This is a genomic window from Sphingobium sp. 3R8 (assembly GCF_020166615.1).
Lineage (GTDB): Bacteria > Pseudomonadota > Alphaproteobacteria > Sphingomonadales > Sphingomonadaceae > Sphingobium > Sphingobium bisphenolicum.
In genome coordinates, this window is the sequence record NZ_JAIQXR010000015.1 from 35,795 (window position 1) to 61,613 (window position 25,819).

Annotated in this window: 28 protein-coding genes; 14 read left to right on the forward strand and 14 right to left on the reverse strand. The window is 64.3% G+C overall.

Features of this window, described 5'->3' with window-relative positions:
* Positions 1 to 44: 44 nt before the first annotated feature.
* The 5 genes from wecB (at position 45) to K9B33_RS14745 (ending at position 5,912) form a co-directional block, all read left to right on the forward strand.
* Complete coding sequence (gene wecB / locus K9B33_RS14725; protein WP_224549819.1) at positions 45 to 1,172, forward strand: non-hydrolyzing UDP-N-acetylglucosamine 2-epimerase; 1,128 nt, start codon at positions 45 to 47, stop codon at positions 1,170 to 1,172.
* A gap of 175 nt (positions 1,173 to 1,347) precedes the next feature.
* Positions 1,348 to 1,584, forward strand: coding sequence for a hypothetical protein (locus K9B33_RS14730; RefSeq protein WP_129926133.1), 237 nt, complete (start codon positions 1,348 to 1,350; stop codon positions 1,582 to 1,584).
* A 105-nt stretch (positions 1,585 to 1,689) separates the two neighbouring features.
* Positions 1,690 to 2,985: a UDP-N-acetyl-D-mannosamine dehydrogenase gene (wecC, locus tag K9B33_RS14735; protein WP_224549820.1), complete on the forward strand. Its 1,296-nt coding sequence runs from the start codon at positions 1,690 to 1,692 to the stop codon at positions 2,983 to 2,985.
* Between the two features lie 102 nt (positions 2,986 to 3,087).
* On the forward strand, positions 3,088 to 3,795 hold the full coding sequence (locus tag K9B33_RS14740) for a polysaccharide biosynthesis/export family protein (RefSeq protein WP_224549821.1): 708 nt from the start codon (positions 3,088 to 3,090) through the stop codon (positions 3,793 to 3,795).
* Positions 3,795 to 5,912, forward strand: coding sequence for a GumC family protein (locus K9B33_RS14745; RefSeq protein WP_224549822.1), 2,118 nt, complete (start codon positions 3,795 to 3,797; stop codon positions 5,910 to 5,912). Before K9B33_RS14740 ends, K9B33_RS14745 begins: the two co-directional genes overlap by 1 nt.
* A 105-nt stretch (positions 5,913 to 6,017) precedes the next feature.
* On the opposite strand, the gene purQ is transcribed toward K9B33_RS14745, so the two are convergent.
* Positions 6,018 to 6,692 (reverse strand): phosphoribosylformylglycinamidine synthase subunit PurQ, encoded by a 675-nt coding sequence (gene purQ / locus K9B33_RS14750; RefSeq protein ID WP_224549823.1) that lies wholly within the window; start codon positions 6,690 to 6,692, stop codon positions 6,018 to 6,020.
* Between the two features lie 3 nt (positions 6,693 to 6,695).
* The gene (gene purS, locus K9B33_RS14755) at positions 6,696 to 6,929 is read right to left on the reverse strand and encodes a phosphoribosylformylglycinamidine synthase subunit PurS (RefSeq protein ID WP_088182756.1); all 234 of its coding nucleotides are present in this window, start codon (positions 6,927 to 6,929) and stop codon (positions 6,696 to 6,698) included.
* A gap of 161 nt (positions 6,930 to 7,090) precedes the next feature.
* Between purS and K9B33_RS14760 the strand changes: the two genes are divergently transcribed.
* From K9B33_RS14760 to K9B33_RS14770, 3 genes are all read left to right on the forward strand, one after another.
* Positions 7,091 to 7,240 carry a hypothetical protein gene (locus K9B33_RS14760; RefSeq protein ID WP_224549824.1) on the forward strand — a complete coding sequence of 50 codons (150 nt, stop codon included), beginning with the start codon at positions 7,091 to 7,093 and terminating at the stop codon, positions 7,238 to 7,240.
* Between the two features lie 959 nt (positions 7,241 to 8,199).
* The gene (locus K9B33_RS14765) at positions 8,200 to 8,721 is read left to right on the forward strand and encodes a hypothetical protein (RefSeq protein ID WP_224549825.1); all 522 of its coding nucleotides are present in this window, start codon (positions 8,200 to 8,202) and stop codon (positions 8,719 to 8,721) included.
* A gap of 97 nt (positions 8,722 to 8,818) precedes the next feature.
* The gene (locus K9B33_RS14770; RefSeq protein WP_224549827.1) at positions 8,819 to 9,568 is read left to right on the forward strand and encodes a sulfite exporter TauE/SafE family protein; all 750 of its coding nucleotides are present in this window, start codon (positions 8,819 to 8,821) and stop codon (positions 9,566 to 9,568) included.
* 72 nt (positions 9,569 to 9,640) lie between these two features.
* Here the strand turns inward: K9B33_RS14770 and purC are convergent, their stop codons facing one another.
* The 7 genes from purC to K9B33_RS14800 all read right to left on the reverse strand — a co-directional run bounded on the left by purC (position 9,641) and on the right by K9B33_RS14800 (position 15,500).
* A complete protein-coding gene (purC, locus tag K9B33_RS14775) occupies positions 9,641 to 10,423 on the reverse strand; it encodes a phosphoribosylaminoimidazolesuccinocarboxamide synthase (RefSeq protein ID WP_224549829.1) in 783 nt (260 codons plus the stop codon).
* A gap of 231 nt (positions 10,424 to 10,654) precedes the next feature.
* Positions 10,655 to 10,789: a hypothetical protein gene (locus K9B33_RS23080; protein ID WP_261934795.1), complete on the reverse strand. Its 135-nt coding sequence runs from the start codon at positions 10,787 to 10,789 to the stop codon at positions 10,655 to 10,657.
* Between the two features lie 32 nt (positions 10,790 to 10,821).
* Complete coding sequence (locus K9B33_RS14780) at positions 10,822 to 11,172, reverse strand: polyketide cyclase (RefSeq protein WP_224549831.1); 351 nt, start codon at positions 11,170 to 11,172, stop codon at positions 10,822 to 10,824.
* Positions 11,173 to 11,226: 54 nt separating this feature from the next.
* Complete coding sequence (gene otsA / locus K9B33_RS14785; protein ID WP_224549833.1) at positions 11,227 to 12,633, reverse strand: alpha,alpha-trehalose-phosphate synthase (UDP-forming); 1,407 nt, start codon at positions 12,631 to 12,633, stop codon at positions 11,227 to 11,229.
* A complete protein-coding gene (locus tag K9B33_RS14790; protein ID WP_318011140.1) occupies positions 12,630 to 14,399 on the reverse strand; it encodes a glycoside hydrolase family 15 protein in 1,770 nt (589 codons plus the stop codon). The genes otsA and K9B33_RS14790 overlap by 4 nt, the downstream gene beginning before the upstream one ends.
* A gap of 104 nt (positions 14,400 to 14,503) precedes the next feature.
* Complete coding sequence (gene otsB, locus K9B33_RS14795) at positions 14,504 to 15,262, reverse strand: trehalose-phosphatase (RefSeq protein WP_224549835.1); 759 nt, start codon at positions 15,260 to 15,262, stop codon at positions 14,504 to 14,506.
* A 76-nt stretch (positions 15,263 to 15,338) separates the two neighbouring features.
* Positions 15,339 to 15,500: a hypothetical protein gene (locus K9B33_RS14800; RefSeq protein ID WP_224549837.1), complete on the reverse strand. Its 162-nt coding sequence runs from the start codon at positions 15,498 to 15,500 to the stop codon at positions 15,339 to 15,341.
* A gap of 130 nt (positions 15,501 to 15,630) precedes the next feature.
* Here K9B33_RS14800 and K9B33_RS14805 point away from each other — a divergent pair, with 130 nt between their 5' ends.
* The 5 genes from K9B33_RS14805 to K9B33_RS14825 all read left to right on the forward strand — a co-directional run bounded on the left by K9B33_RS14805 (position 15,631) and on the right by K9B33_RS14825 (position 21,313).
* Complete coding sequence (locus tag K9B33_RS14805) at positions 15,631 to 16,551, forward strand: LysR substrate-binding domain-containing protein (RefSeq protein WP_224549839.1); 921 nt, start codon at positions 15,631 to 15,633, stop codon at positions 16,549 to 16,551.
* A 46-nt stretch (positions 16,552 to 16,597) separates the two neighbouring features.
* Complete coding sequence (locus tag K9B33_RS14810) at positions 16,598 to 16,840, forward strand: type II toxin-antitoxin system CcdA family antitoxin (protein ID WP_224549841.1); 243 nt, start codon at positions 16,598 to 16,600, stop codon at positions 16,838 to 16,840.
* Entirely contained in the window at positions 16,840 to 17,136 is a 297-nt protein-coding gene (locus K9B33_RS14815; protein ID WP_224549843.1) for a CcdB family protein, read from the forward strand. Before K9B33_RS14810 ends, K9B33_RS14815 begins: the two co-directional genes overlap by 1 nt.
* A gap of 45 nt (positions 17,137 to 17,181) precedes the next feature.
* Positions 17,182 to 19,470, forward strand: a complete 2,289-nt coding sequence (gene parC, locus K9B33_RS14820; protein WP_224549845.1) for a DNA topoisomerase IV subunit A — start codon at positions 17,182 to 17,184, stop codon at positions 19,468 to 19,470.
* Positions 19,471 to 19,558: 88 nt separating this feature from the next.
* Positions 19,559 to 21,313, forward strand: coding sequence for a putative bifunctional diguanylate cyclase/phosphodiesterase (locus K9B33_RS14825; protein WP_224549847.1), 1,755 nt, complete (start codon positions 19,559 to 19,561; stop codon positions 21,311 to 21,313).
* Here K9B33_RS14825 and K9B33_RS14830 read toward each other — a convergent pair.
* The 4 genes from K9B33_RS14830 to K9B33_RS14845 are packed head-to-tail and all read right to left on the reverse strand — an operon-like array spanning position 21,277 to position 24,219.
* The gene (locus K9B33_RS14830; protein WP_224549848.1) at positions 21,277 to 22,488 is read right to left on the reverse strand and encodes a CCA tRNA nucleotidyltransferase; all 1,212 of its coding nucleotides are present in this window, start codon (positions 22,486 to 22,488) and stop codon (positions 21,277 to 21,279) included. The two genes, K9B33_RS14825 and K9B33_RS14830, sit on opposite strands and share 37 nt — an antisense overlap.
* Positions 22,469 to 23,077 (reverse strand): CoA pyrophosphatase, encoded by a 609-nt coding sequence (locus tag K9B33_RS14835; protein WP_224549850.1) that lies wholly within the window; start codon positions 23,075 to 23,077, stop codon positions 22,469 to 22,471. Before K9B33_RS14835 ends, K9B33_RS14830 begins: the two co-directional genes overlap by 20 nt.
* Positions 23,074 to 23,640, reverse strand: coding sequence for a DUF1285 domain-containing protein (locus tag K9B33_RS14840; protein WP_224549852.1), 567 nt, complete (start codon positions 23,638 to 23,640; stop codon positions 23,074 to 23,076). The genes K9B33_RS14835 and K9B33_RS14840 overlap by 4 nt, the downstream gene beginning before the upstream one ends.
* 42 nt (positions 23,641 to 23,682) lie before the next feature.
* On the reverse strand, positions 23,683 to 24,219 hold the full coding sequence (locus K9B33_RS14845; RefSeq protein WP_224549854.1) for a GNAT family N-acetyltransferase: 537 nt from the start codon (positions 24,217 to 24,219) through the stop codon (positions 23,683 to 23,685).
* Positions 24,220 to 24,329: 110 nt separating this feature from the next.
* On the opposite strand from K9B33_RS14845, the gene K9B33_RS14850 reads away from it, so the two are divergent.
* Positions 24,330 to 24,713 carry a dihydroneopterin aldolase gene (locus tag K9B33_RS14850; RefSeq protein ID WP_224549856.1) on the forward strand — a complete coding sequence of 128 codons (384 nt, stop codon included), beginning with the start codon at positions 24,330 to 24,332 and terminating at the stop codon, positions 24,711 to 24,713.
* An 87-nt stretch (positions 24,714 to 24,800) separates the two neighbouring features.
* Here K9B33_RS14850 and K9B33_RS14855 read toward each other — a convergent pair whose 3' ends face one another.
* A complete protein-coding gene (locus K9B33_RS14855; RefSeq protein ID WP_224549858.1) occupies positions 24,801 to 25,748 on the reverse strand; it encodes an isopenicillin N synthase family dioxygenase in 948 nt (315 codons plus the stop codon).
* Between the last annotated feature and the right edge of the window lie 71 nt (positions 25,749 to 25,819).

A 25,819-nucleotide genomic window follows, 5' to 3' on the forward strand; every position in this document is an offset into this window, starting at 1 on the left:
ATTTCTGCGACAGGCTGAACGGAGCGGCAGGCAAAGGAGTTGATGTGAAGGTAGCGCTGGTGTTCGGGACGCGACCCGAAGCGATCAAGATGTTCCCGGTGATCCATGCGCTGCGCGCGCAGCCGGGCGTGACGACACGCGTTATCGTGACCGCGCAGCATCGCGGCCTGCTGGACCAGGTGCTGGAGATTGCCGGGATCGTACCCGATATCGATCTGGACGTCATGGTGCCAAACCAGACGCTGGACGGCCTGACCGCAAAGCTGATCGTCGAACTGGGCAGGGCCTTCGATGCGGAAAAGCCCGACCGCGTCGTCGTCCATGGCGACACGCTCACTACGATGGTCGCAAGTCTGGCCGCCTATTATCGCAAGATTCCGGTCGCCCATGTGGAGGCCGGGCTGCGCAGTGGCGACATCCACCATCCCTGGCCGGAAGAAGTGAATCGCCGGGTCGTAGCCTGTATCGCCGACATGAATTTCGCGCCGACCCAAGCGGCGGCCGATGCGCTGCTGCGTGAAAGCCGCGACGCTGCCAGCATCCACATTACCGGCAACACCGTGATCGACGCGCTGCTCGCGACCCGCGATCGCCTCTTGGAGGAACCGGCGCTGGCCAGTGGCCTGGATGGTCTGGCGGCACGCTTCGCGGGCAAGCGGATCGTCGCCGTCACCAGCCATCGGCGCGAGAATTTCGGCGGCGGCATGGAAGCGATCGCTCGCTCTATCGCGGACATCGCTGCGCGACCCGATGTGGCGGTGATCTTTCCTGTCCACCCCAATCCCAATGTCCGGCCGGTGATGGATGCGGTGCTGGGTGACCTGCCCAATGTCGCGATGATCGAGCCGCTCGACTATCCGCATTTCGTGCGATTGCTCGACCTGTGCCATCTCGTGCTGACCGACAGCGGCGGCGTGCAGGAGGAGGCGCCGTCGCTCGGCAAGCCGGTGCTGGTGATGCGCGAGACGACCGAGCGGCCCGAAGGCGTCGATGCAGGGACGGCCAAGCTGGTCGGCGCGGATCGCGCCCGCATCGTGCGCGAGGTGCTGGCGCTGCTGGATGATGAGGACGCCTATCAGGCGATGGCACGGGCGCACAATCCCTTCGGCGACGGTCGGGCGGCGGCGCGAATCGCTGCGCTGATCGGCGCGGATGCCGCAGCGCCGGAATAAAAGCGGCGACGCTGCGGGCGCTATCTGCTACCGGACGGCATCGCCGCGAAACCTGCCCGCAAGCATTCGCCACGACCGAGAGACAGATCGCGCTCCCGCTTGCCACGCAAGGAGCCTGCCTCATGATCTTATCGATTCATCTCAACCCGACCGTCGGTACGATGGATATGTCCGCATGAGCCGCGCCATCAATCTCAACGCGCCGCTGGACGATGTCACGGCGCTGTGCGCTCGCCATGCCATCGCCATCTCGACCATCGAGCCGCTGACGTCGGGCGGCACGCGCGTGGTCCTGCTCAATCCCGACGGCGCGGATCGTATCCGCACGCTGATGAAGACCAAGATCATCACCACGCCGGTCGTTCGCTCGCCCATGCATATGGCGCGCCAGCCTCTGCCGCGTTATCGCTGAAAGCTGACCAGTACGTGAGCTGACGAATCGCCAGCGTTACCGAAATCTTCAGCATTTTCGGGCAGAAAAGCAGGCAAATTCACCGTTTGAAGGATTGTCCGCCTCATGCCCGTCGACGCAAAACAGAAGGTTTCCGTCATTGGCCTTGGCTATATCGGCCTGCCGACCGCCGCGTTGATCGCGCGTGGCGGCGCGCAGGTGGTGGGTGTCGACGTCAGCGCCCATGTGGTCGAAACGGTCAATAGCGGCCGCGTCCATATCGAAGAAGTCGACCTGGACGGCCTGGTGCAGGGCGTCGTCGCACGCGGCAAGCTCCGTGCAAGCCTGGAGGTGGAAGAAAGCGACGTCTTCATCATCGCCGTGCCGACCCCGGTGTCGGAAGATCGGGCGCCGGACATCTCCTATGTCCTGAACGCCGCGCGCACGATCGCTCCGGTACTCAAGGCCGGCGACACCGTGATCCTCGAATCCACATCTCCCGTCGGCACGACCGAATCGATGCGCGACGTGATCGGCACCATCCGTCCCGACCTCAAGATGCCCGGCACCGGCGTGGCCGGCGACATCGCCATCGCCTATTGCCCGGAACGCGTGCTGCCTGGCCGCATTCTGGTCGAACTGATCGACAACGACCGCTGTATCGGCGGCATCACGCCGCGTTGCGCGCGCAAGGCGCTGGGCTTCTATCGCCAGTTCGTCCGCGGCGCCTGCATCACCACCACCGCCCGCGCGGCCGAAATGGTCAAACTGGTCGAAAACAGCTTCCGCGACGTCAATATCGCCTTCGCCAATGAATTGTCGGTGATCGCGGAGAATATGGACATCGACGTGTGGGAAGTGATCCGCCTCGCCAACCGCCATCCGCGCGTCAATATCCTCTCGCCCGGTCCTGGCGTCGGCGGTCATTGCATCGCCGTCGATCCCTGGTTCATCGTCCATGGCGACCCGGAAAATGCCCGCATCATCCGTACTGCGCGCGAAGTGAATGACGGCAAGACCGACTATGTTGTGGCGAAGGCGTCCGACATGATCGACGTCTTCGCGTGCGAAGACGTCGCCTGCCTCGGCCTCGCCTTCAAGGCGAATATCGACGATTTCCGCGAAAGCCCCGCGGTGAAGGTCGCGGCGCGGCTGGCGCGTCGCTATGGTCGCCGCGTCAAGCTGGTCGAACCCTATGCGCAGGCGCTGCCGATGGAATTTGCCGGGACGGGGGCCGAACTGATCGATCTCGATACGGCACTGGAACAATGTGGCGTTTTCGTCATTCTTGTCGATCATGACATGTTCAAATCTGTCCCCGTCGATGAACGCGCCGGCAAGGCTGTTTATGACACCAGAGGAATCTGGCCCGATCAGCCGCGCCGCCTGGCGGAACCGGCGCCCGACCGTCTCGCCGTCTGACGGTCATCGGGTTCGTTCGACCCGTCCCGTCCGTGGTTGCCATCGCGGTGCCGCGCCGTTAACCCCCGGCCTCATCTGGGTTAAGACGGGGCGGGAGCGCGGATGAAGCGCGGAAACAGCATCAACCGATCGATTGCAGCGCTGATCGCGTGCGGGTTGCTGGGTGCGTGTGCGACCGTAGAGGGTGCGCCGCGCGGGGAGGCCGCCTATGCCGCAATTCCACCGCCGCCGGCGATCGGTATGGATTATCGCATTGCGCCGGACGATGTGCTGCGCATTCAGGTCTATCACGAGCCGGGTCTGTCATTGGAAGACGCGCAGGTTACGGCGGGGGGCATGATCCGCATGCCGCTGATCGGCGACGTGTCGGTCGCGGGACTGACCGCCGGCGAAGCGGGCGACGTCATCGCCGGGCGGCTGGGCGAACGCTATCTGGTCTCGCCGCAGGTCACTTTGTTCGTGAAGAAGGCCGTGGGTCGCCGCATCACGCTGGATGGCGAGGTGCGCGAACCCGGCCTCTATCCGGTCGAAGGGCGGCTGACCCTGTTGCAGGCCGTCGCCCTGGCGAAGGGGCCGACCCGGCTGGCGGGGCTCAACCAGGTCGTCGTCGTGCGCCAGCTGGACGGCCAGCGGCAGGCCGCTCTGTTCGATCTGGCCGCCATTCGCAAGGGGCGTGCGCCCGATCCTGAAATCCTGCCGGGCGACATGGTCATCGTCGGCCTGTCGCGCGCCAAGGCGATAGTGGGCGGCGCACTGCTGGCCGTGCCCGCGCTCGCCACCGGCTTCATCGCGCTGGACGGAAATCGCTGATGGGTCTTCCTGCTTTCCCGACGCGTGACGATGCGGATGGCCGCGGCGAGGGTTTCAATGCCCGCCTGTCGGTCGCCGCCGCGCGCTGCTGGCTGGTCTTGCGCCGGCACCGCATCATCCTGTTCGTCACCATGGCGCTCTGCCTGCTGGCCGGCGCGATCTTCATCCTGACATCGACGCCCGACTATCGCGCGACCGCCTCGGTCGAGGTGGAGGATGTGCCGGCCGGCGCGGCCGGTTCCGCCGCCGCCCAGCGCGCCGGCACGGCCAACGACACCGAAACGCTGATGCAGACCGAATTGGAAGTCTTGCGCAGCCGGGCGCTTGCTGAGGAGGTGGCGCGCGATCTGGCGCTGGTCGGCACGCCGACCTTCTTCAAGGGCATGGACGAGGTCCGGCCGGCCGAGGGCGTCGGGACGTTGTCGCAGCGCCAGGTGGAGCAGGACATGGTCGTACGGCTGCTGCGCGACAATCTGGAGGTCGAACTGCCCGGCAAGTCGCGGGTGCTGCGGATCAGCTTCGTCAGCGCCGATCCGGTGCTGTCGGCGCGCGTGGCCAACAGCTATGCCGACAGCCTGATCCGCGCCGACCTGAAGCGCGGCTTCGAATCCGGCGTGCAGGCGCGCCGCTTCCTGCTGGGAGAACTGGACGGTGCGCGCAACGATCTGGCGCGGGCGGAGCGCGACATGGCTGTCTATGCCGCGCGCACGGGTACGCCGGTCCAGCCGGGCGAGGAGAGCAAGCCGGTCAAACCTGCCGCGCCCGACGGATCGGTCGCGACGCGCCTGGCCCAACTTAACGCCTTTCGTGCTCAGGCCGCGGCCGATCGCATCGCGGCGCAGAAACGCTGGGAAAGTGCGCGGCGCGCCAGCGCCGATACGCTGCCTGAAGTGTTGGGCAACGGGGCGATGCAGCAGATCATGGCCGATCGCGCCCAGGCCCGCGCGGCGGTCGCCGAAGAACGGCAGTTCCGCAAGGACGCGCACCCCGAAATGCGGGAAGCGCGGGCGAAGCTGGCGGCGCTGGACGAGCAGGCCGATTCCATGGCCAACACCATCCGCGCGTCGCTGCGCGAACAATATGACGTGGCGGTGCGCGGCGAGGATCAGATCGCCAGGGAAATCGCGCAGCTCGAACAACAGGCGCAGGTTGAGCAGGGCCGCGATGTCCAGATGGGCATCATGGAACGCTCGGTCGATACCTATCGTATGCTGCACGACAGCCTGCTCCAGCGCTATCGCGACATGGCGTCGCAGGCGGGCTTCCAGGCTGGTCGCATCCAGCCGCTCGATCGCGCGGCGGTGCCGGCGCGGCCCTTTTCGCCGCGCATTGGCGTGATCCTTCTGTTGGCATCGCTCGGCGGGCTGGCGCTCGGGCTGCTGCTGGTGGCGGCGCGCCACATGTTCGACGACGCCGTGACCTCCGCCGACACGCTGGCGGAACGGGTCGGCCTGCCCTTGCTGGGCGCGGTGCCGGTGACCGGCGACAATCCCCAGCCGGCGGAGATATTCACCCCGATCGCGGCGTCTTTGCTGCTCGCGTCGGCCGATGGCCTGCCGCGATCGATCCTCGTCACCAGCGCGCAGGAGGGGGAGGGCAAGTCGCTGACCCTCCATGCGCTGGCGCTGGCGCTGGCGGGCCTCGGTAAGTCGGTGCTGGTAATCGACGGCGACATGCGCCGTCCGGTGCAGCATCGCCTGTTCCGCCTGTCCCCCGCGCGCGGCATCAGCGAAGTGCTGACCGGTCAGGCCATGGCGCAGGATGTGATCGTGGACACCGGCGTCGTGGGCGTGGCGCTGCTGCCTTGCGGCACCCTGCCGCCCAATCCGTCGGAACTGCTGTCGACCCCGGCGCTGGACGGCCTGCTCACGGCGGTGCGCGACCGTTATGATACGGTGCTGATCGATGCCCCGCCGATCCTCGGTATCGGTGATGCTCCCTTGCTGGCGGCCAAGGCGCAAGCCAGCCTGCTGGTGGTCGAATGGGGCCGCAACCATCATGGCGGCTTGCGCGCAGCGGTGGAGCGTTTGCGGCGCAGCGGCGGCGCGATCGTCGGCGCCATCCTGACCAAGCAGCAGGGCCGCGCCATGGATTACGACTATCACCGCGGGGGGTGACGGCCATTCTCACCATCCGTTCGGCCTGATCCTGTCGAAGGCTCTTAAAAACAGCGCCATCCCCGAGGAAGGCGCTGTTTCATATCGTCAACAGGGAGGAAGCGCTCAGGCCCGCGCCATCAGCCCTTCGACCAGCCCCTGGAACAGGCGCTTGCCGTCGGTCGCGCCATGCGCCGGTTCGATCACGCGTTCGGGATGCGGCATCATGCCCAGCACATTGCCGGCATCGTTCAGGATACCGGCGATGTTGCGGGCCGACCCGTTCACGCTCTCCGCATAGCGCAGCGCCACGCGGCCTTCGCCTTCCAGCCGGTCGAGCGTCGCATCGTCGGCGAAATAATTGCCGTCATGATGCGCCACCGGATAGCGGATCGCTTCGCCCGCCGCATAGCGGCTGGTGAAGGCGCTCTGTGCATTCTCGACCGTCAGGGCTACGTCGCGGCACACGAAATGGCCGCCGGCGTTGCGCAGCAGCGCGCCGGGCAGCAGACCGCTTTCGGTCAGCACCTGGAAGCCATTGCAGATGCCCAGCACGAAAGCGCCACGCTCTGCGGCCTTCGCCACCGCCTGCATCACCGGCGAACGGGCCGCCATCGCGCCGGACCGCAGATAATCGCCATAGGAAAAGCCGCCCGGCACGCCGATCAGGTCGATGTCGTCGGGCAGGTCCGTGTCGCGGTGCCACACCATGGCGGGCTTGCTGCCGGTCGCAGCCTCGAACGCCACCGCCAGGTCGCGGTCGCAATTGCTGCCCGGAAAGACGATGACGGCGCTTTTCATACTTCAGGCCACCTTTTCGATGCGATAATTTTCGATCACCGTATTGGCCAGCAGCTTGCGGCACATGGCGTCGATATCCTCGTCGCTGGTGTCGTCGGCCAGGTCCAGTTCGATCAGCTTGCCCGCGCGGACGTCGTTGACGCCGCCAAAGCCCAGTCCGTCGAGCGCATGATGGATGGCCCGGCCCTGGGGATCGAGGACGCCGCCCTTGAGAGTGACGAAGATGCGGGCTTTCATGGGACGCGGACTCCTTGGAATCGACTGGCGCCGCGCGATTCCGCACGGCCGAACTTTGCCGCACCCCCTAGGCGCGGCGGCGCGCAGAGGCAAGCCATTATGACTTTGTTAGCGACCATTGCGCTAGTGTGACTATGGGATTTTGGGGGACGTGCGGGGCGATGTCCGGACTGGCGCTGGCGATGTTTGTCGGGCTGTTCGCATGGGGACAGCAGATCGTGGGATATGACGATCCGCACGGCAAGGTCCAACTCGCCCTGCTGGCGACCTTCAGCTTCGGCCTGCTGATCGGCTATCGCGCCAATCGGTGAGGCGTGCGGGCTGGTTCCCTTCTCATGCGCGGTCATGTCGACGCGACAGTCCGAAGTTCACACCGTTGTCGGCTTTTTTCGAGCATTGCGCCTCCAAAGCGCTCGCAACGCGCTCGCGAAGCGTCACGCACGCGCCACCCGCCTGACCGGGGCGCGTCATCATGGTCACGCCCACGCGCCGCCAACGCGTCAGGGACATCGGCTTTACCCTGCGCGTCGAGCGGTCGACCGGGTGGATTGTCGGAAAAAGGCTTCATCCCCGAGGATAAGCCAGAGAAAATCCTACATTGGAAGGATCGAATGTCGTGGGCGGCGATGGTTGGGGGCGAGCATTTGTTGCCGTTCGTGACAATGTTCACGCTGCCTGTTTGCGGACGTTCCAGTAGCGGCCATCGCCAGGGGCCGCTATGCTGCAAAAATGGGAAACGACAGACTGGCGATCTTAGAAGGGCCGACGGGCGCCTTACGTCTTGACGTGGAGGGCTACCAATTTCCAGATATCCCGAATGACGAGTGGGATTCTAACTGGCTTATAATCACTGGGGATGCCGTTCTCGATGGCAGATCGTGGCGCTTCCGCGACCCATGCCTTACTACATTCGAAATGCAACGTCTGGCTGATTGGCTCGATCTGGTTGCGGCGGGAACCGCAGAACAAAATTTCTGCGGTTTTACTGAACTGAACCTAGACTTTGAGCGGGTGTCAGACGTGTCAATCCGAATTGGGCTTTCATTGGAAGTATTGCCCCCTTGGGCGAACCGAGACAGTGACTTAGGCGATGTTGGGTTCGAAGTTTCGATTGGAAGCCAGCTTAACGCTGCCGCTACCAGACTTCGTCGGTTCCTATCGCAATTTCCTGTGCGAGCGACTGGCGGCTGCTAACGACCATAATTTGCCGTTCTTGAACCTCTTGTCTGGTCTCCATAGCGGACATCGCAAATCATGCTAGGTAACGAGCATGGCCCGTTTCTCAGATGCTTTATCCCGCGCTCCGGCACACATGATCGCAGCACGCCTAGGCGGCTGGGCGGTTGTCGCTGCCACCGCGCTACTGGCGGCGTGTTCCTATGTTTACACAGTTGAGGCCCTGTTTATCGATGGTAAGCTATCTTTTGTCAGCGAGGACGTTAATGAAACAGGTTCGCCATACTGCCTAATCTCGTTCAAAGTGAGCGACGCTGCTGGCTCGGCAGTCTGGGAATTCGACGCATACGATCGTTATAAGAACGTCAGCAAATGCGGTCCGAACTTCCCCCTTCGATACGGTCAGGCACCAAAGGGTGCAGTTACCGTGACGCCAGCTAAGCCGCTCAAAGCTGGCGAACTCTATACTATCGAAGGCAATGCCGGGAATGCCCTTCAAGGTAGCTTTCGCTATCAAGTGAAGCGGATCACTACTGTTGAAAATCTCGACATGAAATTGCCAGAGGTAAAGGCTGCTCAGCAGCGCGGCTGGGATCGGCAAAGGTCTGATCGTTAACCATCCGATCTCACGTTTTTGAGCCGGTAAGCTGACAGTCCGCTGACCACCCCTGCAAGCCATTCCCACTGGCCCATCTATCCCCTAAGCGGGCGGCATGAACCCGGATACGCTCTATTATATATGCGCCATCATCGCCGTCATCCTCGCGGGCCTCGCCAAGGGCGGCTTTGCCGGGATCGGCGCACTGGCCATGCCGGTGATGGCGCTGGCCGTCGATCCGGTGCGCGGCGCGGCGATCCTGTTGCCGATCCTGATCCTGCAGGACGTCGTCAGCGTCTGGGTCTATCGCCATAGTTGGGACGGGTCGATCCTCAAGGTCATGCTGCCGGGCGCTGCGGTCGGCATCGGACTTGGCTATCTGTTCGCGGCGCAGGTGTCGGAAACCGCGGTGCTGGGCGTGCTCGGCGCCATTTCGGTACTGTTCGGGCTGCAACGTTTGTGGATCGAACGCGGCAAGGCCGTCGTGCTGCCGTCGGATTCGCCCGGCTGGGTGGGCTTCCTGTTCGGCATCGGCAGCGGCTTCACCAGCCATATCGCCCATGCCGGGTCGCCGCCCTTCCAGATGTGGGTGCTGCCCAAGCGGTTGCCTCGCGACATGCTGGTGGGGACTACCGCACTCGCCTTCGCCGCGATGAACTGGATGAAGCTGCCCGCCTATGCCGCGCTGGGTCAGTTCACCCACGCCAATCTGATGGCGACGGCGATGCTGGCGCCGGTGGCGATCCTATCGACCTTCGCCGGCGTGGCGTTGGTACGACGGGTCGATCCGGCGCGTTTCTACACGCTCATCTACGCGCTGATGGTGCTGCTGGGCATCAAGCTGATGGCCGACGCACTGATCTGACTCTGCGCGTACGAAAAAGCCGGCGAAAACAGTATGTTTCCGCCGGCTTTTACAATGTCATGCGATGGACTGTCAGTCCTTTTCGCGCTTCTTGCGATGGGTGTCGAGGTCGAGGACGGTTGTGTCCAGCCCTTCGGGCAGCAGGCCAAGACGGCGCGCAACCTCCTGATAAGCCTCGACTTCGCCGCCCAGGTCGCGGCGGAAGCGATCCTTGTCCAGTTTCTCGTTGGTCGCCATGTCCCACAGGCGGCAGCCGTCCGGGCTGATCTCGTCGGCCAGGATGACGCGGCTATATTCGCCGTCATAGAGGCGACCGAATTCCAGTTTGAAATCGACCAGGCGGATGCCGATGCCCGCGAACAGGCCGCACATGAAGTCGTTGATACGGATCGCCATGTCGGCGATGTCGTGCATCTCGTCCTGCGTCGCCCAGCCGAAGCAGGCGATATGCTCTTCGGAGATCAGCGGGTCGCCCAGCGCATCGTCCTTGTAGCAATATTCGATCAGCGTGCGGGGGAGTTGCGTGCCTTCCTCAATGCCCAGCTTCTTGCTGAGCGACCCGGCGGCGACGTTGCGCACCACGACCTCGATCGGCACGATCTCGACCTGACGGACCAGTTGTTCGCGCATGTTGAGGCGGCGGATGAAATGGGTCGGCACGCCGATCTGGCCGAGCAGGGTGAAGATATGCTCGGAAATCCGGTTGTTCAGCACGCCCTTGCCCGAAATCGTGCCCTTTTTCTGGGCATTGAAGGCAGTGGCGTCATCCTTGAAATATTGGATGATCGTGCCGGGCTCGGGGCCTTCGTAAAGGATCTTTGCCTTGCCTTCGTAAATCTGGCGGCGACGGGCCATGCGCGTTCCTGACTTATCTTAGAGCGATTTCTAATCAGATGGACTCATCTGATGGCTCGGAAATCGCATAAAACCAACACCCCAGATCGGCCGATCCGATGCCATCGGATCGAAAACCGATCTAGAAAAGATTGCGCCCCGGCAAACGCGAATCGGAAAGGATCAGCGGGTGCCGGGGCTGCTAGGCCGGCCCATAGAGCAAAGTGGATGGGCGTGCAATTGGTGCGCCCCTTACAGCACATCCCCGAACATGAACCAGATCATCGCGCACCAGCCGACCAGGCCGATTACGCCCAAGATCAGGCCGGATCGGGCTCGAATGGCGGGCCAGAAGCCGCGGGGTTCGTCTTCATCGTCGCTGTGCATGACACGGGCCTTAGCGAGGGAAGCCGCTCCGCTCAACCGGCAGGCGCCGCTTCCAGCAAGGCTTTGAGCGTGCGCAGGTCCGCCGTCACGGCCTGCGCATCGGCCTCGAACGCCGCATCGTCCATGTCCGGCTGGCGGAGCAAGGTGAAGATTACCTCGGTCCCGGCGCCATGTTCGATCATCCGCAGCGGGATATAGATGTCCGGCCTGCCCGCCAGCCGCACGCGATGGTCGAGGATACCGAAATCATTGGCCGGTGTGAACAGCACCAGCGCTTCGCCCGCGGGCGTATCCGCGACCCAGCCATCATCGCTTTCATGCAGGGGTCGCGGACAGGCCGGCGGCCCAGCGCGGAAAATTTTCCGGTCGCCGTGCGAAGGCATAGGCCCGCGCCAGAGGCACGGCGATGCCGATGCTCAGGTGGCGGACCTGTGCCGTCATCCCGCCATGTCTTCCGTCAGCGGCGGCGCTTCGGCGCGTTCAACCGCCATCAGCCGGCCGGTGAAACATTGCCGCCACCAGCTGATATCCTGTTGCTCCACGCTGTCCATCATCGCGCGCCAGCGCCGCTTGCGCTCGTCCAGCGGCATGGCCAGCGCCCGCAGGATCGCGTCGGACATCTCCTCCGGGCTGTAGGGATTTATCAACAATGCATCCTTGAGCTGCATCGCCGCCCCGGCGAAGCGGGACAGGATCAGCACGCCCGGATCTTCGGGGTCCTGGGCCGCGACATATTCCTTCGCGACCAGGTTCATGCCGTCGCGCAGCGGTGTCACCAGCCCGATCTTTGCGGCGCGATAGATGCCGGCCAGCTTGTCGCGCGGATAACCCTGGTTGACGTAGCGGATCGGGGTCCAGTCGACGTCGCTATATTCGCCGTTGATCCGTCCTGCGAGGGAATCGAGCGTCGCACGGATCTGCTGGTAGCTTTCCACTTCCCCGCGCGAGGGCGGGGCGATCTGGGTCAGCAGCAGCTTGCGGTGGTGTTCGGGATGATCCTTCAGGAAACGGGCATAGCCGTTGAATCGCTCCTCCAGCCCCTTGCTGTAATCCAGCCGATCGACCCCGACGATCATCGACCGGTCCTGCAACGACGCGCGAACCAGGCTCAACATATCCTGCGCCTCGTCGCTCTCGGCGGCCTCGGCAAATTCCTTTGCGTTGATTCCGATCGGACAGGCGACCGCCTGGATCGTGCGATCGCCGACGGTGACGAAGTCGCCATTGACGCTGCCGCCCATCTCGCGCTCGACATAATGGCGGAAGGATTCGAGCCATTCCTCGGTATGGAAACCGATGACGTCATAGGCGAACAGCGTGCTGACCAGCTTGCTGTGATGGGGCAGCGACACCAGCAGCCGGGTCGGGGGCCAGGGAATGTGGAGGAAGAAGCCCATGCGGTTCTTCAGCCCCTTGTCGCGCAGCATCTGGCCCAGCGGGATCATATGATAGTCATGGACCCAGATGACGTCTTCGGGTTCGATCAGCGGGCTGGCTGTCTCCGCGAAGCGCTTGTTGACGCGATTATAGCCACCCTCGAAATCGCGGGCATATTCGGCCAGGTCGATGCGGAAATGGAACAGCGGCCACAGCGTCTTGTTGGCGTAGCCATTATAATATTCGTCGACATCCTGTTCTTCCAGGTCGATCGTCGCGGTCTTGACCCCCTCATCCTCTGCAAAGCCGATATGGCCGGTGAAATTGTCGGTGACGTCGCCCGACCAGCCGACCCAGATGCCCCGGCTTTCCCGCAAGGCTTGCGACAGGGCGACGGCCAGCCCGCCCTGGTTGCCCGACTTGCTGGGCCGACTGACCCGGTTCGATATGACGATAAGGCGGCTCATCGCATCGCGCTCCACGGTTTGCTCAGCAAGACGGCGCAATTGATGATGCCGACCAATGAGTAGGTCTGGGGATAATTGCCCCACAATTCCCCGCTAATGGGGTCGATATCTTCGGACAGCAGCCCTGCGGCGGTGCGGCGGGACAGCATCTCCTCGAACAGGGCGCGGGCCTCGTCGGTCCGGCCGGTGCGATGCAGCGCCTCGATCAGCCAGAATGTGCAGACGTTGAACGCCGTCACCGGCTCGCCGAAATCGTCGGGCGCGCTGTAGCGCAGCATGTCGTTGCCGCGCCGCAGGTCGGTTTCCAGCGCCGCCAGCGTGCCGATGAACATCGGATCGTCGGCAGTCAGGAAGCGCAGGTCGAGCAGTTGCAGCAGCGACGCATCGCGCGAATCATCCTCGAAATTGGCGGAGATCGCCTTGCTGTCGGTGCGCCAGGCGGCCTCCAGGATGCGCGCCTTCATCGTGTCGGCGCGGTTCTGCCAATGACCGGCGCGCACCGGTAGGTCGAGCGCGGTGGCGGCATGGGCCAGCCGATCGCACGCCGCCCAGCACATGACCGCGCTATAGCTGTGGACATGGGCGCGGGTGCGGAGTTCCCACAGGCCGGCGTCGGGCTGGTCGTACACCGCCCAGGCGCGTTCGCCGACTGCCTCCAGCGCCTCGAAATCGGCATGGCCCGCCATGCGCAGCAGCCGCTGGTCGATGAAGCCCTGCACCGAAGACAGCACGATCTGGCCATAGGCGTCATGCTGTATCTGTTCATAGGCGGCGTTGCCCACGCGCACCGGCCCCATGCCGCGATAGCCGGGCAGTTGCTCTGCCTCCCATTCCGTCAGCGTGGCGTTGCCGCGCACGTCATAGAGCGGCTGAATATGCCCGCCCTTGGCGCCATCGACGATGTTGCGCAGGTAGACGAGATAGGATTCCAGCACGTCGAGCGCGCCCAGCCGGTTCAACGCCTCGACCGTATAATAGGCGTCGCGCACCCAGCAGTAGCGATAGTCCCAGTTACGCCCGCTGTTCGCATGTTCGGGGATGGAGGTGGTGAGCGCGGCGACGATCGCGCCGGTTTCCTCATGCTGACAGAGCTTGAGCGTAATGGCGGACCGGATCACCGCCTCCTGCCATTCGGCCGGGATGGCGAGGCCGCGGACCCAGAGCTGCCATTCATGGATGGTGTCGTCCAGCATCCGTTCGATCGCCGGGCGCAGCGCATCGGAAAAGCCCTCGTCCGGCCCCATGAAGAAATGCGCGTCCTGCTCCAGCCGGAACCAGCTTTCCTGTGCGATCAGCCCGATAGGCGCATTGGTCGATATCCGCATCGCCATGTAGGACAGGACCATGCGGATATGGTTGGAGCCATAGCTGACCGGCACCTTTTCCGCGTTCCAGGCGGTAGTGGGGCGCAGCTTGACGCATATGCGGGGGGAACCGGCGACCGGCCGCACGATCCGGATGAAGGCGACCGGGCGGTAGATACGGCCCTTATGCTTGTGCCGCGGGCAAAAATCGATGATCTCGATCGCATTGCCCTGCGCGTCGCTCTGGCGGGTCACCAATATCGGGGTGTTGCGGATATAATGCTGCTCGACCGCGACGCAATTTTCCAGTTCGATCGCCCAAAAGCCGCGCGCCTGCGCATCATCCCATGCCTCATCGTCCAGCAGGGCGGAAAAAACCGGGTCGCCATCGACGCGCGGCACACAGGCCCAAACCATGCGGCCCATGCGGTCGATCAGCGCGGAGGCCTGGCAATTGCCGATGGGCCAGAGGTCGAGCGTTCGCTCGCTGCCAGCCAGGATGGAATCATTCGGTGCTTGGATCGGTCTGCCCCTTTCGTTGCTCACGACAAGGGACGCCGAAAATATTATCCGGCGACCCCCTCGGCCAGATAATGCCTGACGGCGGCAACCTGTTCCAAAGAGAATGCGGCCAATGTCGCGCGCGGCGCCCCGACCAATATTCCTGCGCCGCCCAATTCGGCGGCGGCGGCGAAGCCTTCTTCATCGGTGACGTCGTCGCCGATGAAGACCGGTACGCCGCCCGCCATCGGCGCGCTCTGCATCAGGGCCAGGAGGGCGCTGCCCTTGTCCGCGCCGCCGGGACGCAATTCATACAGCATCTTGCCATGTTGCAACGCCAGGCCATGCGCGTCCGCCAGGGCCGTCGCCAGCCGGCCCGCTTCCTCGCCCCATATCGGCGCGCCGCGGAAATGCAGCCCGACGCTGATCGACTTGCGTTCGACCAGCAGGCCGGGCTTGCCCTCGACAAAGGCGTTGAAGGCGGCCTCCACCGCATCGATGGCGGGCAGGCGGGGCGGGGCGTCCACCGCCGCGCCGGGCCGGGCGAACTCCAGCCCATGGGTGCCCGACAGCAGGAAATCGCCAAAGCCCAGTGCGCGCAGGGTCGCGATCGATCGACCGCTGACGATCGCCAGCCGCCCGTCCAGTTGGTCGCGCAACCGGGCCAGCAGCGACAGCAGGTCGTCGCCGACATCCACCGCGTCGGGCGTGTCGGCCAGCGGCGCCAGCGTTCCGTCGAAATCGAGGAACAGCGCCGCGCCGTTCAGCAACGCGGTCGGGGGAGGGGGAAGGGCGGAAAGGGCGGGGGGAGCGGATTCGGACACGGCCGCAAAGTGGCGCTCCTGCCCGAAACCGCAACCCCCGATCTGGTGGCGATGGTCGATTTTGCCGCCGTCCGGCTCAGTTCCGGCATTGGCGTTCAGCGGCCGCCCAGGGCGAGGACCAATGGATCATATGCAGGACACGAAACGCCTGCATGATCCTGGCCAGCAGCCGGTCGATCCCGTCGTTGATCTGTTCGCGGCCGTCATGCCGCAGCCGGTCGTCATATTCGTCACGCATGATGCCGTCCTTTCCAAGTGGCGGGGGCGGATCGGAAAGATCGTCCGCGCCTGCGCTTCTGCCCGATCGCCGTGACGGTCGCCAACAAAAGGCTGGACGCTTTAGATAAGCTCAGCTTATTGATGATGGCATGTCGACGCTGCCGCCCCTCTCCGCAATCCGCGTGTTCGAAGCAGCCGCCCGCCTCGAAAATTTCACCGCCGCCGCGCAGGAACTGGGGATGACCCAGGCCGCGGTCAGCTATCAGGTGAAGTTGTTGGAGGAACGGCTGGGGCTGAGCCTGTTCCAGCGCATCGGGCGCAAGGTCGCGTTGACCGACAAGGGGCGGGACATCGCGCCCGTCCTGACCCGCGCCTTCGACCAGATGCGCCAGGGCTTTACCGCGCTGACGCAGGATCATTCGGCCGTGCTGACGATCAGTTGCACCAACAGCTTCGCCCATCTCTGGCTCGCGCCCAAAATCGGGGCCTTTCAGATGCGTCATCCGCACCTCGCCGTGCGCATCCAGGCGGAGGACAGCGTCGTCGATCTCGCGCGCGACGGCGTGGATCTGGCGATCCGGGGCGGGAAGGGGCAATGGCCGGGGCTGGAGGCGACATTGCTGACCCACAACCGCCTCGTACCGATGTGCAGCCCTGCATGGCTGGACCGGCACGGCCCAATCGCCGATGCGCAGGCGCTCCATGCCCTGCCGCGCCTGTCGCCTGATGACATGTGGTGGCATGAATGGTTCGCGGCGATGGCGGTTGAGGCCGATCCCGCCGCCGGCCCGCCCGGCATCGCCCTCGACAGCCAGGTCATGGAGGGGCGCGCCGCGATCGGCGGGCAGGGCGTCGCCATCCTCAACCATTTCCTGTGGAAGATGGAGATCGAGTCGGGCCTGCTGGTCGAAGCCGTGCCCTCCTATGTCCGGGAAATCGCCAGCTATTGGGTGGTCTATCCGCCTCACGCCCGCAACACGCCCAAGGTGAAGGCCTTCCGCGACTGGATCGTGGCGGAATTTGCGGCCGAGATCGCCGCCGATCCCGAAGGGCGATACTTGCCGCATTGATAGCCCATGCGTATATTCATGCGCACATGAGATGCAGGAGTCGATCATGACCAAGCATGAACGGATCGCCACGCGCAAGGCGACGAACCTTTCACTGGACGTTGATCTGGTAGCCGATGCGAAAGCACTGGGCATCAACCTGTCCCGCACGTGCGAAGATGCTTTGCGCAGCGAGATTGCGTCGGCGCGCGGACGGCAATGGAAAGAAGACAACGCGGCCGGCATTGCCGCCTCCAACGCCTATGTCGAACAACATGGATTGCCGCTCGAAAAATATCGGCGGTTCTAATGGCGCGTTTTTGTGTCCATCGCCTGCCTGATGGTGCCTATGTTCTGGACTGCCAAACCGACCTGCTGGACCATCTGACGACCCGCTTCGTAGTGCCGCTGGTCCCGCTCGAGGATGTGGGAACGCCGATGGCGCGCCTCAATCCGCAATTTGATGTCGATGGGCATCGACTGGTTATGATGACGCAATTTTCCGGCGCGGTGCCTGCGCGGTCGCTGGGCAACGTTGTGCTGTCGCTCCGGAATCAGGATTATGACATTTCCAAAGCTCTCGATATGCTGATCGCCGGCTTCTGACCAAATCCGTTTCCGTTTCGTGCCCGTCCTGCTATCCGACCTGCGATGACTGATTTTCGCGACCCGTTCGACGCCATCAAGGATCACCCGTTCGACGATGCGCTTTCGCAGCGCTATCTCGTCTATGCGTTGTCGACCATCACCGCCCGGTCGTTGCCGGACCTGCGCGATGGCCTGAAACCGGTGCATCGCCGCCTGCTCTGGGCGATGCGCCTGCTCAAGATGGAGCCGGGCGGCGCGTCCCCGGACGTGCTGGTCGCCAACCCGGCACGGAACACCACAAGTTACAAGAAATGCGCCCGCGTCGTCGGCGACGTCATCGGCAAATATCACCCCCATGGCGACCAGTCGGTCTATGACGCCATGGTACGGCTGGCGCAGGAATTCTCGCTGCGCACGCCGCTGGTCGACGGGCAGGGCAATTTCGGCAACATCGACGGCGATAACGCTGCGGCGATGCGCTACACCGAAGCGCGCCTGACCCAGGCCGCCGCCGATCTGATGGCGGGACTGGACGAAGGCACGGTCGATTATCGACCCACCTATAATGGCGAGGATGAGGAGCCGGAGGTCTTTCCCGGCCTGTTCCCCAATCTGCTCGCCAATGGCGCGACCGGCATCGCGGTCGGCATGGCGACCAGCATCCCGCCGCATAATGTCACCGAACTGATCGACGCGGCTGGCCTGCTGATCGACGATCCCGACACCGATCATGCCGCCTTGATGGCGGTGGTGAAGGGGCCGGATTTTCCGACCGGCGGTGTCCTGGTGGACAGCCCGTCGATCATCTCCGAAGCCTATGTCACCGGGCGCGGCGCTTTCCGCACGCGGGCGCGCTGGCATAAGGAAGAGGGGGGACGCGGCACGTGGATCGCGGTTGTCACCGAAATTCCCTATCAGGTGCAGAAATCCAAGCTGATCGAACAGATTGCGGCGCTCATCAACGATCGCAAGCTGCCGATCCTGGCGGACGTTCGGGACGAGAGCGACGCGGAAATCCGCATCGTCATCGAACCGCGCGCGCGCACCGTCGATCCGCAGATGCTGATGGACAGCCTGTTCCGGCTGACCGATCTGGAAAATCGTTTCCCGCTGAACCTCAACGTCCTCGACGCCACCCGGACGCCGCGCGTGCTGGGCCTGCGCCCGCTGCTGATAGAATGGCTCAAGCACCAGATCGACGTACTGGTCCGCCGCGCCCAGCATCGGCTGGAAAAGATCGCCGGCAGGCTGGAACTGCTCGACGGCTATATCATCGCCTATCTCAACCTCGACCGGGTGATCGAGATCATCCGCACCGAGGATGAGCCGAAGGCGGTGATGATGGACGAATTCGCCCTCAACGACCGCCAGGTGGAAGCCATCCTCAACATGCGGCTGCGCTCGCTGCGCAAGCTGGAAGAGATGGAGTTGCGGCGCGAACATGCGGAACTGGTCAAGGAGAAGGAGGAGCTGGAGAAGCTGGTCGAAAGCCCGGCCCGGCAGCGCACCCGCCTGAAGCGCGATCTGGCCGCACTGCGCAAGCGCTACGGCCCCGAAACCGATCTCGGCCGCCGCCGCACCCTGGTCGAGGAAGCCGCCCCGGCGCGCGAAATCCCACTGGAGGCGATGATCGAGCGCGAACCCATCACCGTGATCCTGTCCGAACGCGGCTGGATCAGGGCGATGAGCGGCCATCGTGACCTTGCCGCCGCCGACACGCTCAAATTCAAGGAAGGCGACGGCCCGTATTATGCGTTCCACGCCTACACCACGGACAAGCTGCTGCTGGCGACCTCGACCGGCCGCATCTACACGCTGGCGTCGGACAAGCTGCCGGGTGGTCGCGGCTTTGGCGACCCGGTCCGTTCTCTGGTCGATATGGACAATGAAGGCGCGATCGTCGCCTTCATGCCGGCGCGCAGCGGGACCGAATTGCTGCTCGCTTCGTCGGATGGCCGTGGCTTCGTGGCGGCAACGGCGGACCTGATGGCGGAAACGCGCAAGGGCAAGCAGGTGGTCAACGTCCGGGCCGGCGCGAAGCTCAGCGTCATCCGACCGATCCCGGCCGAGGCGGACAGCATCGCCGTGATCGGCGAAAACCGTAAGCTGTTGGTGTTCCCGATCACCGAAATGCCGAAAATGACGCGTGGGCAGGGCGTGCAGATGCAACGCTATCGCGACGGCGGCCTGTCCGACGCAATCGCCTTCCGCCTGTCCGATGGCCTGAGCTGGACGATGGGCGGCGAGTCGGGGCGTACCCGGACGGAAAGCGACATGATGCCGTGGAAGGTCGCGCGCGGCGCCGCCGGGCGTATGCCGCCGACGGGGTTCCCGCGCGACAATCGCTTCTGATTTCAGGCATTTCGCCTTTGGTCTAAGTTCCTCCCATTCGGCGGTTAGCGTTTCCCGAAAATTTACTCCTTCTCGATACAGCGGGCGTATGGAATCGACGTCGGTGCGCAATTTGCCGGTCAAACAGGCCAGCGGCACCCCCTTGCCGGGGGGCGATGACGCGCATCCTGTGCCGGGCATCAGCGTGCCTGACTGGCTATCGGCCCTGCCACAGCTTGCGGCCATATTTTCCTGCGAAAACAACGAAATAACGTTGGTTCACGGCAATGCGCGCTTCGCCGCCGCCTTTCAGGCGCAGTCCGAACGGGCCGACGCCGCGGCGAAGATGGCGGCGGCATGGCGTGACCGGGTCATGGGCTTCATCCGATCCGGACGCGATTCGGACAGTTTCGAATTGCGCCGCGACGGCAAGCTGGGGCCGGAATATTTCATGTGCACCATCGGCCGCCTGCCCGCAGCCCAAGGACGCCCGGAACAATATCTCTTCACCGCCACCGACCGCACCGGCGAGCGCACGATCGAAAAGAATCTCCGCCGGGAATTGCTGTCGGACGGCCTGACCGCGCTGCCCAATCGCACGGGATTCGGCGAAGAGATTGACGACCGTCTCGCCAATTCGGCCTGGCCCGACAAGGCCCAGTTCGGCATCATCGCGATCGACCTCAGCCGCTTCAGCCGGGTCAATGAATCGCTCGGTCCCATGGCGGGCGACGAACTGCTCATCACCGTCGCCAAGCGCCTGAAGTCCAGTCTGCGCCAGGGCGATGTGCTGGCCCGCATCGGCGGCAATGATTTTGCTATTTTTGCACGTTTGAACAACGGCTTGTCAGACGCTCTTCATATCGTGCAGCGGATCAAGGAGGCGCTCAGTTCGCCGATCCGCTTGAGCGACCTGCAAATCCGCGTCGACTGCGCCATCGGCTGCGCGCTTTCGCTCAACCTGGACGATGATCCCGACGACGTCGTGCGCAAGGCCCAGGCCGCGGTGAAGATCGCCAAGCGCAGCGGCAAGGTCGAAATCTATCGCAATGGCGTGCTCAAGGAAGCGCAGCGGCGCTTCTCGATCGAAAGCCGCCTGCGCGACGCGCTGGCTCAGGGCGGCCTGACGCTCGCCTACCAGCCGCTGATCCATCTCCAGACCGGTGAGATCACCGGGTTCGAGGCGCTGGCTCGCTGGAATGACGAGGAACTGGGCCATGTGCCCCCTGTCGAGTTCATCGCCGTCGCCGAAGAAAGTGGCCTCATCACGCCGCTGGGTCGGTGGGCCGCCTATGAGGCCGCGCAGGCGCTGTCGCGCTGGGATGCGAAATTCGGCCAGCCTCTGCCCGTGGGCGTCAACGTCAACCTCTCGCCGATCCAGATGGCGCGCGACGATGTCGCCTCGATGTTCGAGGAAGCCTTGCGCTATTCGGGCATTGGCGGGCATCGGCTGACGGCGGAATTGACGGAAAGCGCGATCATCGCCGATCCCGACAAGGCGCGGAAACTGCTCGTCGCGCTCAAGGGGTTGCAGATGCCGATCGCGATGGACGATTTCGGCACCGGCTTCTCCAACCTCGCCAGCCTGCACAGCCTGCCGATCGACATATTGAAGATCGATCGCAGCTTCGTGTCCACGATGCTGGAGGATCATGACAAGGCGGTCATCGTCCGCACCATCCTGTCACTCGCCGAATCGCTGAACTTGCGGGTCACCGCCGAAGGGATCGAGACGCAGGCGCTGGCCCTCGCGCTCCAGCAGATGGGCTGCTGGCAGGGGCAGGGCTATCATTTCGCCAAGCCGATGCCCGAAGCGGAAGCGTTCGACTATTGGCGCGCGCGCTGGAATTTCGAGACGATCTGATCCGCGATTGCCGCGACGCGTGTCGCGTCGGGGAAATCTTCCGCCACCCATTCATCCTGCACCGCACGCAACGCCTTGGCTACATCCGGGCCGGGCGTCAGACCGCGTGCGATCAACGCCCCGCCGCCGATCGGCAGGGCAGGCGGGGTCCAGTCCCGCAACGGGGTCAACACCGCCAGCGGCCTGTCCAAATCGAGCAGCAGCCTGTCGATCGCGCCTTCCAGCCCGACCCGATAGGCCAGCGCGCGCGGACTTTCCACCGCCGCCGCCGGCTCCAACGCGACGACCAGCCGCTTGCGCGCCTTGTTCGACAGCTTCAGCCGCGCGCCAACCCCATCCGCCAATGTCGCATCGGGCGGCAGCAGGGCAGCCAGCCGCCGCAGTGCCGATGATGCGATCCCGGCCTCCGCCTCGCGCGAGATCAACTGATGGACCCGCCCGATCCCGGCCGCATCCACTTCCGGCAGCACCGGCCGCAATATGCCGCCCTCGACCATCAGCCGCAGCGCATGGACCGGCGCCGCAACGCCCAGCAATTTCAGCAGTTCGTCGGCGATCCGCTCGCGCGACAGCGCCATCAGGCTGTTGGCCGCGGCTACGCACGCATCATAGGCGATACTGTCCAACTCATTGTCGCCATAGCGCGCCAGGAAACGGAAATAGCGCAGGATGCGCAGATGATCCTCGGCGATCCGCGCTGACGCATCGCCGATGAAGCGCAGCCGACGCGCCTCAAGATCCGCGATCCCGCCGAAATAATCGCTGATCGCGCCGGTCAGCGGATCGGCATAAAGGGCGTTGATCGTGAAGTCCCGCCGCGCCGCATCCTCGCGCCAGTCGTCCGTATAGGCGATGGTGGCGCGCCGCCCATCCGTGCTGACGTCGCGGCGCAGCGTGGTGATTTCGACCGGCCCGTCGGGCAGGACGGCGGTGATGGTGCCATGGTCGATCCCGGTCAGCACCGCCTTGATCCCCGCGCGCTTCAGCCGATCGACCACGTCCTGCGGGCCCAGCGTCGTGGCGATGTCCAGATCATTGACCGGCAGGCCCAGCAGCCCGTCGCGCACGGCGCCGCCGACGAAACGCGCCTTGCCCTCCGCCGCCTCCAGCGCGGCGAACAGGCCGTCCAGGCCGGAGCGATGGCGCCATTCGGCATCAGGCAGGTATATGGTCATGGCCCAGCCTGCGCGAGAGGTTGGCGAGAATGGCGGCGGTAATCCCCCAGATGCGGCGGCCTTCCCAATATATCTCGTAATAATGACGCTGCCTGCCCTCATATTCCACCGCATGGCGCACCCTGCGCGCGGGATCGAGCGCGTAAGCGAGCGGCAGTTCGAACCAGTCGGCGACCTCGCTTTCCTGCGCGCGCAGCGGCAGGTCGGGCGGAATGACGCCCAGCACCGGGATAATGTCGAAGCCGGTAAAGGTGTGGTAGCGATCGGACGTCCCGATCACCTGCACCCGGTCGGGCGGCAACGCGATTTCCTCCTGCGCCTCGCGCAGGGCCCCGGCGATCTCGTCGGCGTCGCCCGCATCCACCCGGCCGCCCGGAAAGGCGATCTGGCCCGCATGTTTGCGCAGGCGCGACGATCGCTCGGTCAGGATCAGGCCGGGTTCCGCTCGGTCGGTGATCGCCACCAGCACGGCCGCGGGCGCCAGCGCAATCTCTCCGTCGATCCGCGGATCGCGCATATCGTCGGGCGCCAGATCTTCGCGCCTGTGCCCTTCTTCCAGCGCGGCGCGCAACCGCTGCGCCAGCGTCATGCCGCCCCGTCCAGCGGGAAGAAGGCGCCGTCGCTCCACAGGCCGATGCGCTCGGCGTCTTCTTCCAGCGCCAAGTTCATCAACTCATAATAGACGCTGCGCGCCACCAGCGCCTCCATTCCGCCACGCACATGCAGATAGGGATGCGGCCCATCCGGCGTCTCGCGCAGGCACAGCTTGTGGTCCGGCCCGGCGGTCACGATGTCGCCATTCTTGATCTGGAAGGCGATGGTGCGGCCCCGGCCTTCACCTTCGCTCTTCAGCTCGACGGCGACGAAGGGCGCATCCTCCACCGCGATGTCCAGCTTCTCGACCGGCGTCACCAGCACATGGCTGCCGTCCGGCTCGCGCCGCAATATGGAGGAGAAGAGCCGCACCATCGTTTCCCGGCCGATCGGCGATCCCTGGTGAAACCAGGTGCCGTCGCGCGCGATCCGCATCTCGCTGTCGCCGCAATGATCGGGATTCCACTTCTCGACCGGCGGCAGGCGCTTTTCGGCAGCCAGCCGCGCGATATCGGCGAGCGAGAGGGTGGACAGGTCGGGCAGGGGCTCCATCGGCATGGGGCGGAGATAGGAGCCTCTCGCCCGAAGGCAAAGGGTAAATCAGGCCGCGACGGCGATTCTGGGACCGAGCATCCCGCTTCCGCCGACGGGACGACCATCGACCGACAGTGCCAGCAACCGGCGCGGCTCGAACGGGCCGGGCGCGTCCCAGCCTGCCGTGCCGTCCGCGACAAAGCCCCAGAAACGGCCATAATATTCGGGATCGCCGATCATCATCAGCGGCTCGCTGCCCTGCGCGCACGCGGCGGCGACCACCGCGTCCATCATCGCCCGGCCATGGCCGCCAAACTGATGCGCCGGATCGACCGCCACCGGCCCCACCATGATCAGCGGGATTTGCGCGCCATCCTCACCCGTCAGCGCCACGGGCCAGCTTTGCAGCGACCCGATCAGCGCACCTTGGGCATCGACGGTGGCGAAGGAGAGTTCGGGCAACCAGGGCATCCCATCACGGATGCGATAGGCCGTGCGTCCGTGCCGGTCGGCGCCGAACGCCGCATCGAGCAGTTGCTCGATTGCCGCTTCGGGCTGGCTGTCCAGGGGAACAATGTGAGACACGTCTTGCCGATCCGCCATCAATGGCGCATGGGGCAGCGCCGGAAGCGGGGCTTTAGCGCCCGCTTTGCAAAATGAAAGATTAAATTGGCCCGCCCGCACGGCACGGCATGGGTCTGAGTTGGCGAGTTATGCAGACTGGATTTGACGATTTTCTGACGCTGGAGGTCAACAACCTCCATGTCGACGTGCTGACCGGCATTTATTCGGAGGAGACGCATCTCCCCCAGCCGCTGCGCATCTCCATCCGCGCCCGCCTGCGAATCGCCGATCATTACGAGCCGGACACGGCGCTTGGCCAATCCAAAAACTATATGGACCTCAAGCACGCCGCCTCGACCGCGCTGCCCCAAGGCGTGCACTTCACCCTGATCGAAGCGGTGGCAGACCATATCATCGACACCATCTTTCTACAGGACGACAAGGTCAGCCATGTCGAGGTGAAGATCGTGAAGCTCGCTTTGTCCGAACGCGGCGAGGAAATCGGCATCACCCTGGGCCGCGGCCGGAAGTAACGCACCAACCTTCGTTCGTTTCGAGCCTGTCGAGAAACGGGAAGCGCTCCGTTACCTGCTTCTCGACTGTGTTCGAAGCGAACGACGTCAGCCTTTCTTGATCAGCCCGATCTCGATCAGCCGCTCGGTCAGATAATCATGCGCGCTGATCGGCGGATCGCGGCGTGGATTCTCCTCGTTCACGCATTGCGGCAGCGCGTCGATCATGAAATCGGGGCGCAGGTGCAGGAAGAAGGGCATGGAATAGCGCGAATGGCCGCGCCGTTCCGGTGGCGGATTGACGACCCGATGGCTGGTCGACGGCAGAATATGGTTGGTCAGCCGTTGCAGCATGTCGCCGACATTGATCGCCAGCGCGCCGGGCGGCGGCACCACCGGCAGCCAGTTGCCGCCGCGATCCTTTAGCTCCAGCCCGCCTTCTTCCGCGCCCAGCAGCAGGGTGATGAGGTTGATGTCTTCATGCGCGCCCGCGCGAATGCCCGGCGCCTGCGGCGACACTGGCGGATAATGGAGCAGCCGCAGGATCGAATTGCCATTGTCGATCGGTACGTCGAACCAGCGTTCGGGCAGGCCGAGATAGAGCGCGATCGCCGACAGCAATTCCGCGCCGACCCGATCGAACTCGCGATAGAGCCTGGCGAAGACCGGCTCGAACTCCGGCATTTCCTCCGGCCATATATTGGGCGGCATCCTAGCGGCCAGCGGATCGCCTTCGGGCAGGTCGCGGCCGACATGCCAGAATTCCTTCAGGTCGTTCTCGCTCGCGCCCTTGGCGATCTCGGTGCCGAACGCGGTATAGCCCCGCTGTCCGCCATTGACCCTGGCGTTGTAGCGCTGCTTCACATCCTCCGGCAGCGCGAAGAAGCGCCGGGCCAGCGCCCAGCCGTCATCGACCAGCGCCTGGTCCATGCCATGGTCCTTCACCATGGCGAAGCCGAACTGCTGGAAGGATCGGCCGAACGCCGCGGCGAAATCCGCCTTGCTCATTTCCGCCATGGACAGGACAGGCACCTGATCCAGTACCGCTTGCGACACGTCTTATCTCCAAATATCATTTGTCGGGGTCATGCCCTGCATATGGGGCGGCCCGTGCATGACGCCATCCT

Coding starts and splice junctions, on each gene's coding strand:
- K9B33_RS14815 (WP_224549843.1), top strand. CDS start 16,840: ATGGCGCGTTTTTGTGTCCATCGCCTGCCTGATGGTGCCTATGTTCTG.
- K9B33_RS14800 (WP_224549837.1), bottom strand. CDS start 15,500: ATGCGTGACGAATATGACGACCGGCTGCGGCATGACGGCCGCGAACAG.
- K9B33_RS14840 (WP_224549852.1), bottom strand. CDS start 23,640: ATGCCGATGGAGCCCCTGCCCGACCTGTCCACCCTCTCGCTCGCCGAT.
- K9B33_RS14825 (WP_224549847.1), top strand. CDS start 19,559: ATGGAATCGACGTCGGTGCGCAATTTGCCGGTCAAACAGGCCAGCGGC.
- purC (WP_224549829.1), bottom strand. CDS start 10,423: ATGGCCCGTCGCCGCCAGATTTACGAAGGCAAGGCAAAGATCCTTTAC.
- K9B33_RS14765 (WP_224549825.1), top strand. CDS start 8,200: ATGGCCCGTTTCTCAGATGCTTTATCCCGCGCTCCGGCACACATGATC.
- K9B33_RS14805 (WP_224549839.1), top strand. CDS start 15,631: ATGTCGACGCTGCCGCCCCTCTCCGCAATCCGCGTGTTCGAAGCAGCC.
- K9B33_RS14770 (WP_224549827.1), top strand. CDS start 8,819: ATGAACCCGGATACGCTCTATTATATATGCGCCATCATCGCCGTCATC.
- K9B33_RS14850 (WP_224549856.1), top strand. CDS start 24,330: ATGCAGACTGGATTTGACGATTTTCTGACGCTGGAGGTCAACAACCTC.
- K9B33_RS14745 (WP_224549822.1), top strand. CDS start 3,795: ATGGGTCTTCCTGCTTTCCCGACGCGTGACGATGCGGATGGCCGCGGC.
- K9B33_RS14835 (WP_224549850.1), bottom strand. CDS start 23,077: ATGACGCTGGCGCAGCGGTTGCGCGCCGCGCTGGAAGAAGGGCACAGG.
- otsA (WP_224549833.1), bottom strand. CDS start 12,633: ATGAGCCGCCTTATCGTCATATCGAACCGGGTCAGTCGGCCCAGCAAG.
- K9B33_RS14760 (WP_224549824.1), top strand. CDS start 7,091: ATGTCCGGACTGGCGCTGGCGATGTTTGTCGGGCTGTTCGCATGGGGA.
- K9B33_RS14780 (WP_224549831.1), bottom strand. CDS start 11,172: ATGCCTTCGCACGGCGACCGGAAAATTTTCCGCGCTGGGCCGCCGGCC.
- K9B33_RS14830 (WP_224549848.1), bottom strand. CDS start 22,488: ATGACCATATACCTGCCTGATGCCGAATGGCGCCATCGCTCCGGCCTG.
- parC (WP_224549845.1), top strand. CDS start 17,182: ATGACTGATTTTCGCGACCCGTTCGACGCCATCAAGGATCACCCGTTC.
- purQ (WP_224549823.1), bottom strand. CDS start 6,692: ATGAAAAGCGCCGTCATCGTCTTTCCGGGCAGCAATTGCGACCGCGAC.
- K9B33_RS14845 (WP_224549854.1), bottom strand. CDS start 24,219: ATGGCGGATCGGCAAGACGTGTCTCACATTGTTCCCCTGGACAGCCAG.
- K9B33_RS14730 (WP_129926133.1), top strand. CDS start 1,348: ATGAGCCGCGCCATCAATCTCAACGCGCCGCTGGACGATGTCACGGCG.
- K9B33_RS14740 (WP_224549821.1), top strand. CDS start 3,088: ATGAAGCGCGGAAACAGCATCAACCGATCGATTGCAGCGCTGATCGCG.
- K9B33_RS14810 (WP_224549841.1), top strand. CDS start 16,598: ATGACCAAGCATGAACGGATCGCCACGCGCAAGGCGACGAACCTTTCA.
- wecC (WP_224549820.1), top strand. CDS start 1,690: ATGCCCGTCGACGCAAAACAGAAGGTTTCCGTCATTGGCCTTGGCTAT.
- purS (WP_088182756.1), bottom strand. CDS start 6,929: ATGAAAGCCCGCATCTTCGTCACTCTCAAGGGCGGCGTCCTCGATCCC.
- K9B33_RS23080 (WP_261934795.1), bottom strand. CDS start 10,789: ATGCACAGCGACGATGAAGACGAACCCCGCGGCTTCTGGCCCGCCATT.